9 protein-coding genes and 1 CRISPR repeat array are annotated in these 10896 nt (G+C 63.5%); of the genes, 5 read left to right on the top strand and 4 right to left on the bottom strand.

The window, feature by feature from the left end; all coding sequences use genetic code 11:
- Positions 1-12: 12 nt before the first annotated feature.
- A CRISPR array of direct repeats spans positions 13-312; the repeat unit is 30 nt; unit sequence GTTTCAAACCCTTATAGGTACGGTCAGAAC.
- Between the two features lie 261 nt (positions 313-573).
- From cas1b to C4301_RS07815, 3 genes are read right to left on the bottom strand one after another with little or no spacing between them, the layout of a single operon-like run.
- Positions 574-1584: a type I-B CRISPR-associated endonuclease Cas1b gene (cas1b, locus tag C4301_RS07825; RefSeq protein ID WP_352414540.1), complete on the bottom strand. Its 1011-nt coding sequence runs from the start codon at positions 1582-1584 to the stop codon at positions 574-576.
- Entirely contained in the window at positions 1577-2200 is a 624-nt protein-coding gene (gene cas4, locus C4301_RS07820) for a CRISPR-associated protein Cas4 (protein ID WP_352414539.1), read from the bottom strand. The genes cas1b and cas4 overlap by 8 nt, the downstream gene beginning before the upstream one ends.
- Positions 2176-4428 (bottom strand): CRISPR-associated endonuclease Cas3'', encoded by a 2253-nt coding sequence (locus tag C4301_RS07815; RefSeq protein WP_352414538.1) that lies wholly within the window; start codon positions 4426-4428, stop codon positions 2176-2178. Before C4301_RS07815 ends, cas4 begins: the two co-directional genes overlap by 25 nt.
- A 41-nt stretch (positions 4429-4469) precedes the next feature.
- On the opposite strand from C4301_RS07815, the gene cas6 reads away from it, so the two are divergent.
- From cas6 to cas2, 5 genes are read left to right on the top strand one after another with little or no spacing between them, the layout of a single operon-like run.
- Positions 4470-5198 (top strand): CRISPR-associated endoribonuclease Cas6, encoded by a 729-nt coding sequence (gene cas6 / locus C4301_RS07810; protein WP_352414537.1) that lies wholly within the window; start codon positions 4470-4472, stop codon positions 5196-5198.
- Positions 5195-7228 (top strand): TM1802 family CRISPR-associated protein, encoded by a 2034-nt coding sequence (locus tag C4301_RS07805; protein WP_352414536.1) that lies wholly within the window; start codon positions 5195-5197, stop codon positions 7226-7228. The genes cas6 and C4301_RS07805 overlap by 4 nt, the downstream gene beginning before the upstream one ends.
- Positions 7218-8177: a type I-B CRISPR-associated protein Cas7/Csh2 gene (gene cas7b / locus C4301_RS07800; RefSeq protein WP_352414535.1), complete on the top strand. Its 960-nt coding sequence runs from the start codon at positions 7218-7220 to the stop codon at positions 8175-8177. Before C4301_RS07805 ends, cas7b begins: the two co-directional genes overlap by 11 nt.
- Complete coding sequence (gene cas5, locus C4301_RS07795) at positions 8174-8887, top strand: CRISPR-associated protein Cas5 (RefSeq protein ID WP_352414534.1); 714 nt, start codon at positions 8174-8176, stop codon at positions 8885-8887. The genes cas7b and cas5 overlap by 4 nt, the downstream gene beginning before the upstream one ends.
- 15 nt (positions 8888-8902) lie before the next feature.
- Complete coding sequence (gene cas2 / locus C4301_RS07790; RefSeq protein WP_352414533.1) at positions 8903-9151, top strand: CRISPR-associated endonuclease Cas2; 249 nt, start codon at positions 8903-8905, stop codon at positions 9149-9151.
- A gap of 604 nt (positions 9152-9755) precedes the next feature.
- Here cas2 and C4301_RS07785 read toward each other — a convergent pair.
- Positions 9756-10896: FAD-binding dehydrogenase (locus C4301_RS07785; RefSeq protein WP_352414532.1), on the bottom strand; the 1141-nt coding region annotated here is incomplete at its 5' end.

Genomic DNA, 10896 nt, shown 5'->3' with positions numbered 1-10896 from the left:
CAGGAGGCGCGTGTTTCAAACCCTTATAGGTACGGTCAGAACACGGGCACATACCAAAGCGGCGCGCCACCTGTTCCGTGGGTTTCAAACCCTTATAGGTACGGTCAGAACACCGGGACATCGTCGCCGTACACCCACGCGTTTACCCCCGTTTCAAACCCTTATAGGTACGGTCAGAACGAGGGTCCTTGCTTCGTCAGTTTCAGTGTCGGGATAGTTTCAAACCCTTATAGGTACGGTCAGAACTCCCGTACGTGTGGTAGTATTTTGCGAACTGATACCGTTTCAAACCCTTATAGGTACGGTCAGAACAGCCAAAACGCTGTTCTAGACATAAGCTTCTCATCAAACTATAATCTTGATTTTCAAGAGCCCCTGCAGCCCAAACCGTCTGAGGCTGCTTTGGGAGAGATTATATCAGGGGTGGGGGGGGAGTGCGTCAACCCCCCCGGGTTTTGGGGGGGATTGGAGGTTGGCGCAAAATGGACTGAGTCAAAACTTATAGATTCAGATGGAAGATAGGCTGTAAATAGGCCAAATTCCGGGGCCGAATGGGGAGCGACCCAAGCCGCTTCAGCGGAGACGGTAAGGGGTGTAGGGCTGTTCTCCAATAAGGTGCTTCTCCAGCTTGTAGAGCTCGAGCCGCAGGGTTGTCCTGTAAGAGACCGAACGGCGTAGGGAAGGGTGACGATAGGTGGTCTGCATCAACTTTTCCCACTCCTCGGTTACAAGCCTCCGCCCACTTTCGGATAGGAAAACCCCTTGCCCTTCCCGAAGGAAGTGGCCAGCTTTGATCTGGCCAAGCCTGATCAACCTGAAGATGAGGCGATCTACAAGGGGTGGCTTGAACACCTCCGCCACGTCCAAGTTAAGGGCGTGCCGGCGATAGTTGGTCTCGTGCAGGTAGCCGATGCGGGGGTCCAGGTGCGTTTGGTAGATTTGCGCCAGGATAGAGGTGTACAGGAGACTGTTCGCAAAACTCAAAAGGCTGTTGATGGGGTCCCTAGGAGGCCTCCGGCTGCGCTCGAGGGCCCACTCTTCCCCTAGAAGCGCCGTCCATGCCCCGTAATAAGCCTCTCGTGCCCGTCCTTCCAAGGCCATGAGCTCGCCCACGCTTTGAGCCTCTCCCACGCGGGGAAGAAGCTCTTCCAGGAGGTCCAAGACCCCCTCCACCTCACGGCCCTTGGCTACTTCTTTTAGGAGGAGGCGGCGGATGTTTTCGAGCCCACCGGCCACGAATTTTTGGGCGAGAACCAGACGGCGCCTCGAGTCCAAGTAATGCTCCGCCTGGCGCAAGGTCAGGTAGCCGCTCAGGAGGTGTTCCCGTGGGTAGAAAGAGCCCACGTAATAACCGAAGCGGTTAAAGAAGTGGAGGAGAACCCCTTTCTGGGCCATGAACTCCAAAAAACGCTTGTTGAGGTCCACCTCTCCGAAAAGATAGAGCTCTGAGACCTGTTCCACCGGAAGGTGCCGCTTGCGCTCCTTTACCTGTTCCCCTTGCGGGGAAGCATCCGTTTCGAAGACGATGGTGTTGGCAAGTCGGCTCAGCCTTCCCGAGGAGAAGACGTACACCGGCTTAGGCATCCAGGATCTCCTTTACCTGTTCCCCTTGTGGGGAAGCATCCACGAAGCAGAACTCAAAATAGGCACACCCCGAGCAGGCGGAAATCCGCTTGGCGGGGGGCGGCACGGGGGCTTGCAGGAGGGCCCTTAGGGCTTCCTCCGTCTTCCGGACCTTGGCCTCGAGTTCGGGGGTGAGTCTTACCCGTTCCACCCTTCGCTCCTCGGGATAACGGAGTTCTCCCTGGGCCTCCAGCCCCATCTCCTGAAGCCGCACAAGGTAGTAGCCGAGCTGGAGGAGCTGGGCCTCCTTCCGCCTGGAGCGGCGCTTTACCTCGGCCACCACCAGGACCTCCCGGCCTTCCCCGCGCGCCATCGATAGGATGTCCAGGCGCATCCCGGGAAGACTGACCTCCTTTCGAGCCTCCGGATAGGCGGTTTCCTGGAGGAGTCTGCCCAGGGCCAAAAGCTCGTGGTCCGGATAGGGTTCTATCGAGTGGCCCATGAGCCAGGCCTCCCTTGGGCAGACCCCATAGTAGCCGAAAAGGGTGGCCGTAAGATGCTCCCCAAAGAGCCCCCTCTCAGAGGGCTCCGCGTGGGCGCCGGGGGGAGTGCTTAAAGGAAGGTCTCCATCTCCCACTTAAACCCCACCTCCTCCTCGTAATAGTCGGCAACTCCTTCCCTGGGGACGTACCGCCACTCCTCCCGGCCCAGAAGGGGCGGAGGCAGGTTCTTTAGGGCGCGGTGGAGGAGGGGGCTTACCGTATAGGCCTGAAGCCTGGGGAAGAGGGCGCGGAGGGCAAGCCTGCGCTCGAGGGGGTCCTTCTTGAAGGCGTCTTCCAGCTCCCCTAAAAGCCGGCTGGCCTCCTCGTCCCATTCCACGAAGATGGGAAGGGAAGGGGCTTCTTCGATGAGCCTTAGCTCCGCCCGGCAGTAGTCCAGGTTCTGGAGATTCTCCAGGAGCTTCCTCCCTTTGTGCTGGCTGATCCCTTCCTCGACCAGGCGGTAATACCCCTCGAGGAGCTCCAAGGCCTCCAGGTCCCAGATCCCCTTCTGCAAGGGCTCAGCAAGGACCTGCCAGGTCCGGTCCAGGAGCACCTCCCCATAAACCCTTTTGGCCGATCTTCCCTCGAGGTCCAGGACAAAGAGCCGCCCTTCCGAATCCTCGGCGTTCCGGTTCACCCGCCCCGCGGTTTGGAGGAGGCTTTCCATGGGGGCGAGGGCCCGATACCCCTCCTGGAAGTCCAGATCCACCCCGGCCTCCACCACCTGGGTGGAGACCAGGGTGACGGGGATCCTATCCTCGAGGGCCTTCTGGATCTCCCCAAGCCGCTTTTGCCGATGCTTGGGGATGAGGTGGCTGGTGAGGAGGTAGAGGTGAGGAAGCCCCGAATCCCTTAGAAGGGTGTAAAGCTCCACCGCCTCCCGCACCGTGTTCAAGACGACGAGCCGGCTCCGCTTGGGCCCCTTGAGGAGCCTTTGGGCGAGTTCTTCTAGGCTCGTCTCCCCCCCGAGGAGCAATTGGACCCGACGGGGGTAGTCGGGAAGAGGGGGGGCGATCTCCTTTCCCTCCACCAGCCGGGGCTGGGTGGCGGTCATGCTCACCACCGTGACCCGGCCCGGGAGTTCCCTAAGGAGCGCCCTAAGGGCAGGCCATAGTTCCGCGGGAAGGGTTTGGACCTCGTCCAGAATGAGGATGGCCCCCTCGGCCAGGGCGTGGAGAGGGCGGAGGGCACTACCCGGGCCCACCAGGGCGGGAAAGACCTGGTGGAAGGTGGTGACCACCACCTCCCGGTCCCAGGTCTCCTGGAGGAGGAGGGCCTCCTCCACGCTCTGCCCCTCCCCGAGGCGGGCCAAGGCCAGGTGGTGGTGGACGAGGAGGAAGTCCCTTGGCGCAAGCCCTGCCGTTTGAAGAACCGCCTCTGCCTCCTTTTCCACCTGGTCGGCGATGGAGAGGTAGGGGAGGGCGTAGACCACCTTGGGCAGGAAGCCCAGCTCCCTTCCCACCCGCTCCCTCAGGCCCAGGGCAAAGCGGAGGGCGGCCAGGGTCTTGCCCGCCCCGGTGGGAGCCGTGAGGGTGAGGCGGGCGGGAAAAAGCTCCTCCAGGGGGCGGTTCAGCGCCTCCTTTACCCCGTTCAGGAGGGCTTCCCGGTGTCGGACAAGAGGGGTTGGCGGAAGGCGCTTCATCTCAAGGCGTTTTTCCACGCTCCAGGCGGGAATCGGTCGGGAAGGCCGAGGCGATCCAGCGGCCTGGCCCGCAAGCCGCCGGTCCGCATCCAAAAGGGCGGAGTAGAGGAGGGCGGTCCGGAAGTGAAGGGTTAAATCCCCTTCCGAAAGGGAGAGATCCTCCGCCTCCTTGGCCAAAGCCCGGGCCACCTCCAGGGCCTCCCCATCCAGGAAGGCCATAGGGTCTGGAAGGCCCAGGGCCCGGACCAGTTCCCGGAAGGTAGGGGTTTTCAGGGCCTCGAGGTGGTCCTTGAGGACCCTCCAGGCCCCTTCCTTGGGGAGCCTGCCCCAGATGAGGGAGGAGGGAAGAGCGTTCCAAGGGGTCTCCAGGCGGCCATGGTGGGCCAAAACGGCCAGGAAGAGGGAGAGGGCGGCCGATGGGTACCCCTCTTTCCGGGCGGCCCAGGCGGCGAAGAGGGCCCCGGGAAGGGCGTGCCAGGTAAGGGGGTCTCCCTTTTTCCGCTTTCCCCAGAGCATCTCCTGGAAGTAAGGGGTGGCCTTGCCCAGGTCGTGGCAGAGCCCGGCCAGCCGGCCTAGGGGCCCCAGGCCCAAGGGCTCTAGAAAGGCCTCCGCAAGTGCTCCTGTCCCCTGGAGGTGGTCCAAAAGGGGTTCGTCCGGGTCCTTGCGCGCAAGAAGATTCACGGCTTGCTCGAGGATACTCGAGGGGGTATGCTTATGGCAAGATGGACCCTTTATCAGGCGGGAGGGTCAGGCTCCGCTTCTACGGGGAGGGCCGGCTTCCCGTCAACTACCGGGAAGGCCTCCAGGCCGCCCTTTACCTGGCCTTGCCCCAGCACCTGGGAAAGAGGCTCCACGACGAGGGGCTGGTGGCGGGGAGGAGGCCGATGAAGTTTTTCGTTTTCAGCCGCCTCCAGGGCCTGGCCTACCTGCGGGAGGAGAAGGCCTTCTTAGCCCAGGGGGAGGTGGTCCTCTACTTCGCCTCGGCCCTCGCGGAGGTTCTGGGCGGCCTGGCCCGGGGGGTTTGGGACCGGGGGGGCCTCGAGGTCCACGGGGTTTTCCTCCGGCTTCTCGGGCTGGACCTGGAACCCCTGCCCAAGGAGGCGGGGGCTTTGGTGGTGGAGGCCCTCGCCCCCATCACCGCCTACCGCACGCAAGGGGGAAGAACGGTCTACTACAACCCCTTAAACCGGGAGTTTCCTCTCCTCCTCGAGGCCAACCTGAACCGGAAGGCCACCGCCTTGGGCCTTGCGGCCGGGGGTCTTTCCTTAAGGCCCCTGGGCTTCCACCCCCGCCAGAGGCGGCTTGAGCGCTACAAGGGAACCTGGGTGGAGGGGTGGATGGGCCGGTACCGGTTGGAAGGGCCTTCCCACCTTCTTAGGCTCGCCCTCCTTTCGGGCCTGGGGGCCAAAAATAGCCAGGGCTTCGGCTTCGTGCGGGAGGTGGGCGGGTGATCCAGGAGCTTATCGCCCTAGGGAAGCAGGTGGGGGCGGACCTGGAGGGGTTTGTCCAGACGAAGGCCAAGGGAAGGCTCTACCTTCTGGACCTCCATCCGGAGGAAAAGCGGGCCCGGCTCGTCGCCTACGACCTCGACGAGGCGAAAAGCCGAGCGTTCCTCTGGGTGGGGGACCCGCCCGCCTCCGGCGCGCCCCGGGACCGGGCCACCACCAGCCGGCTTTCCTACCTCCTGGGCCAGGTGCCCACGGAGATGGCCAAGGATGAGGATCTGCGCACCCTGCTTGCCCCCCTTCTTTGGGAGGTCCGAAAGCGGGGAAAGGTCCGCTACCTCCTGGACCTTAGGGGCTTCCGCCTCGAGCGGGCCAGGCCAGCTTCCCAGGGGGCTATCCGCCTGGATTCAGGGCGGTTGGAAATCGACGAGAAAAAATGCGAGGAAGAGCACAAGGACGCCGGGAAGCTCGCCGAGGCTTTGGCGGATTTTCTGGAGGAAGTTTGGGATATTGAGAAGAAGAAGGGGCAGCAGGTCCTCTACAGCCTGGCCCTCCGGGGGAAGCCCTTGGTGCAGGAAGAGGTCTACCGGCGCTACCTCCTCCGCAGGCTCCTCGAGGACCGCTTCCAGGGCGCTTGGGAGGGTCTATGCCATGGGTGCGGCGGGAAGGGGAAGGTGATCAGCGATTCCACCGCTTTCCGCCTCAAGTTTTTCATTACGGACAAAAAGAGCTTCGCCCCGGGGATCCGGGAGGAGGGGTTCAGGCGGGCCTATGCCCTTTGCCGGGACTGCTTTGCGGCCTTAGGGGCGGGGGAGCGGTTTGCCTTGGACCGCCTTACCCTTCGCTTTTTGGAGAGCGAGGTTTTGGTCATTCCCCAGCCGGGCTTTACCCCAAAGGAGCTCTCGAGGTTGGTGGAGCAGACTCTGGCCGAGGTGAGGGGCTTGGAGCGCCTCGAGGCTTGGCGTGAATTCCTGGAAAGATCGGGATCCAGGCGGGAAGAAGTGGCTTACCTGGGCTTCTCCCTCCTCTTCTTCCGGCGCTCCAACGCGGCCACCAAGGTGCAGGAGGCGGTCTGGGAGGTCCCCCCCTCTCGGGTGGAGATCCTCCTCGAGGCCATGGAGATGGAGGGGGTGGAGGGCTTTTGGGAATGGCTCTACCTTCTTCCCCTTTCCCAGGCCCGAGGGGGGCTGGAGGTGGGGCCTGTCCTCCAGGCGGTGGCCCAGATCTTCCTGGGCCTCCCCTTTAGCCCGAAGGACCTGCTTCCCCTATGGCTCAAGGCGGCGGAGCGGGCCTTTAGAGAAGACCCCACCCTTTACGCCTCTCGCCGCTACCGGGGCGGCCAGGGGGCGCTAGACCTCGTGGCCTTGGGGGCAAGGTGGGTCCGGGTGCTTAGGCGGCTTGACCTTTGGCGAGCGAATGGCTGCTTCCCCGGAAGGGGAACAACTGGCTGCTTCCCCGGAAGGGGAACAACTGGAGGGGATATGGCGGCTTTTCGAAGGGAGGACGGCGGGGAGATCCCAAGCGCTTTTTTAGAGGAAGAGGAAAGAAGGGTTTTCGCCGAGTACGGCTTTGGCCCCCTCGAGGCGGGCCTCTACCTGCTTGGCCAGGCCATGGAAGCGGTGGGCCATGCCCAGGCAAAACTCTATGAATACCGCAAGGAGCCCCTTCTGGAGTCCATCGGCTGGCAGGGGATGAGCTTGGTGCGGGTGCGCCATCTGGTCCCCGAGGTCATGGGCCGGGCCACCCATTACCTCGAGGAGGAGCGCACGCGGGTGCTGGACCTTTTGGGCCGGGCCCAGGACCTTCTGGAAAGGTCCCGGGGGGAGGGGGTTTCCGAGCGGGAGGTGCCTTACTACATCCTCATGGGCTACGCCCAGGCCCGGTCCCGGCGGCTTAGGAGCGGGAGGAGGGCAGCTTCTCCACAAGAAGAGGTGGCTGCTTCCCCGGAAGGGGAACAACTGGCTGCTTCCCCGGAAGGGGAACAACTGGCTGCTTCCCCGGAAGGGGAACAACTGGAGGAACCCCATGCTTCATAACGCGGATATCCTGTACCTTTACGAGGCCAAGGACACCAACCCAAACGGCGACCCCGACGCGGAGAACCGCCCCCGGATGGACTATGTGGGAAGGCGGCTTCTAGTGAGCGATGTGCGGCTTAAGCGCTATGTGCGGGACTATCTCCTTGCCAGGGGGGAGGATGTTTGGGTGCGGACCAAAGAGGATGGGGGCCGCACGGACGCGGATGGCAGGTTAGAGGAACTCAAGGCGGTTTACCAGAAGGAGACGGGCCGAAGCCCGGGAGAAAAGAAAAAGGAGCTGGACCCGGAGTTTTTGCGTTGGTACCTGCTTCGCCTACGGGACGTGCGCCTTTTCGGAGCCGTTCTCCCCATCAAAGCGGAAGGGGAGGGCAAGGGGGGAACGGGCCAGTTCGTGGGTCCGGTCCAGTTTGACTGGGGCCACTCCCTCCACCCCGTGGAGGTCTATACCGCCACCATCTCCAGCCTCTTTGCGGGGAGGAGGGAGGAAGGCAAAGGGGAACACGGCACCTTCGGCAAGGACCACCGGGTCCACTACGCCCTGATCGCCTTCTGGGGACGGGTCTCCCGCAGGCGGGGCGAGGCCTTGGGGCTTAGCCCGGAGGACCTCGAGGTCCTGGAAAGGGGTCTTCTGGAGGGCCTATTGGAAGGGGCCACCACCCGGAGCAAGGTGGGCCAGACCCCTCGGCTCTACCTCCGGGTGGACTGGAAGGAGGAGTTCCGCCCCCTGGGGGACCCCAGGGATGGCCTTTCCCTAAAGCCCAAGGAGAATAGGCCTGTGGAGGCCATTCGCAACGTAGGGGAGTACCGCTTGGAGGCGGGCCGCCTCAGCCAGAAGCTGGCCCGCTTCCGGGAGGGGATTGCCCGGGTGCGCCTCTGGATTCATCCGGACCTCGAGGTGGAGGGCCTTTCCCTGGGCGGCCTCCCCGTGGAGGAGGTTCGTTTTTGAGGGTCCTCCGTTTCCTCCTCAAGGGTAAGAGGGCTCATTTCCGCCGCTTTTACACCAACTCTTCCGGTCTCACCTACCCCGTGCCGCCCCCTGTGAGCCTCAAGGGGCTTCTGGGTGCCGCCTTGGGCCTGGGGCCGGAGTATGCCCAAAGGCTTTCCGGCCTCTACCTCTCCGTCCGGCCAAAAGGGGCCTTGCGCCACCTTTTCCAGACGGTGAACCAACTCTTCCTGAAGGAGGGTAAGCTGGAAGAGCTTAGAGGCCTTCACCAGGAGGGGCGAACCCAGATCCCCCTCCAATTCCTAGTGGGCGAAGAAGGGAGGCCTGTGGCCTTCGAGGCCTATGTGGCGGGGGAGGAAGGCCTTGTGGAGGAGCTCAAAAGGGCCCTCGAGGCCCCCCAGTACCCCCTGGCCCTGGGCCCTGCGTACGCCCTGGCCTGGGTGGAGGAGGTGAAGCCCTTGGAAGGAGAGGTCCAAATGGGCTGGGAGGGGGAGGGGATCGGGTGGTGGAGGGTGGAGGCGCTAACCCTTAAGGAGGTCCCCCCTGGGGCCCGCCTCTACCGGGACCGCTTCCCAGTGGCCTTGGGCCTGGACCGGTCGGCCCTTAAGGTGGAGGAGCTGGCCCTCGAGGCCCGAGGGGAACCCATCCCCATAAGCTACCAGGGGGAGGTTCTGGTGCTGGGGGGGATGGGGGTTGGCGTGGTTCAGGTGTAGGCGGTGTATGTGGTGATGGTATACGACGTAGGGGTGGAGCGGGTGGTCCGGGTTCTCCAAGTGGGGCGGCGTTACCTGACATGGGTGCAGAACTCCGTGCTGGAAGGGGAGCTTTCCCCAGCCCAGCTTGCCCGCCTTAAGGTGGAGTTGGCGAAGGTTATAGAGCCCACGGATGCGGTTCGTTTGTACCTTTTTTCCAACCGAGAGGCCCTAAGGGTGGAAACGCTTGGTTTTTCCAAGGGCGAGCCAGGCCAGTTCCTTTAGAGTACAGGGGGAGTCTGAGGGGGCTGTAATCCCCTCAACCCGTTGGCCACGCGGTTAGCCACAAGGTACGCTGGCGCGTGACCGCCCAGGAGCTGGTAGTTGCTTCCCCGTCAGGGGAACACCGGGAGGCCGCTCAGGAGCTGGACATTCACCACGTACCCGACCGTTATCCGGACGCCCATCCCGAGGGAAGCCCGTTTGAGTTCTACCGGGGCTCGAGCCCTGGTCACGCGTTAGCGTACCTTGAGGGGAACAGTCTGAACCGAGCCCTGGCCCGGAGGGACAAGGGGCGGGAGACTCTGATCCAGGAGGCCCGGAACTACCTTACCCAATGGCCCCTGGGAGCGCGCCCGGCTGCTCTATGCCCTCCGCCAGGGGCGGGAGGAGGCCAAGGGTCTCCCTCCTGAAGAGTTTGCCCAGCTCGAGGCCAAAGGAGGGCTTTGGTTTCTGGAAGGAGCCCTGGAGATCTGAAGCACTCCCTAAAGCAACTCAGTGTTCCCTGGAACATAGCCCCTGCGGGGCTGACCGGGAAGCAACTGTGGAAGACCTCACATCCTCTAGTAATATTTGCGAAAGGTAACTTTCGCAAATATTTAAACCCCGCCTATCCCCCATCCATCACCCCAGAACGTAGCCACAAGGCGGCTGACCGAGCCGCCACCAGGCCGCTAAAGAGGCATCCTCCGAGGAAGGTGCCCTCCAAGGCCTTGTACCCATGCATCCCGCCCCCGCCAAACCCCGCTGCCTCACCCGCAGCGTAAAGCCCGGGGATGGGTTCCCCCGAGGCCTTGAGAACCCGCCCTTTCAGGTCGGTCCATAGCCCCCCTAGGGTCTTCCGGGTTAGGGTCCAAAGCCTGACCGCCACCAGCGGCCCTCCCCGGCCAGAGTTGCTTCCCGAAGGGAACACTGAGAGGAAGGCATGGGGCTTGGCCACCCGCAAGAAGCGGTCGCCCAGGTAGCGGCGCGCCATAAACACGGCGGCCAGCTGGGCATCCTTGCCAAAGGGGTTTTGCAGCTCGAGATCCCGGGCCCTGACCTCCTGTTCCAGCCGGACCGGATCCAAGACCTCTTCTCCTACCAAGGCGTTCATCCGCCGCATAAGCTCGGAAAGGTTCTCGGCCAGGATGAAATCCTGGCCTGCCCGCAGAAAGGCCTGCACCGAAGGGCTAGGGCCAAAAAGACGGTTTCGGAGCACCTTTATCCAGCTTTTTCCGGTCAGGTCCGGATTCTGTTCCGAGCCGGAAAGGGCGAATTCCTTGGACAGAGTCTTCAGATCGAGGATAAACCAACTCCAATCAAATCCCGTACGGCGCAAGTAAGAGAGGGTAGAAAGGGCATCGAAACCCGGAAACAGCGGTGGGGGGAGCCTGCGGCCCGTGGCGTCCACCCAGAGGGGGCTGGGGCCGGGGAGGATGCGGATGCCATGCCGGGTCCAGATGGGGGTGGGGTTATTCACCCCCTCGGGGTAGTGCCACATCCGGTCCAGGTTGACCAGCCGCCCGCCCGCGGCCTCCGCGACCCTGAGCCCCGATCCGTCCACATGGTCAGGCACCCCCTTCAGCAGACGCTCTGGAGGGGTTCCCAGCCGTTCTGGCCAGACCTCGCGCACCCAGTCTAGGTTCCCCCCGATGCCCCCCGTGGCCAGGACCACCGCCCGGGCCTGGTAGCGGAAGCCCGCCACTGCTCTCCGGCTCGAGGGCGCCCCCCTGGGGGCAGGGTCCGGCTCCAGCACCTCCCCCTCCACG

The sequence above is a fragment of the Thermus sp. genome (genome assembly GCF_040290245.1).
Lineage (GTDB): Bacteria > Deinococcota > Deinococci > Deinococcales > Thermaceae > Thermus_A.
Note: the sequence above shows the minus strand (reverse complement) of the source record. Positions and strands in the feature narration are given on the sequence as shown.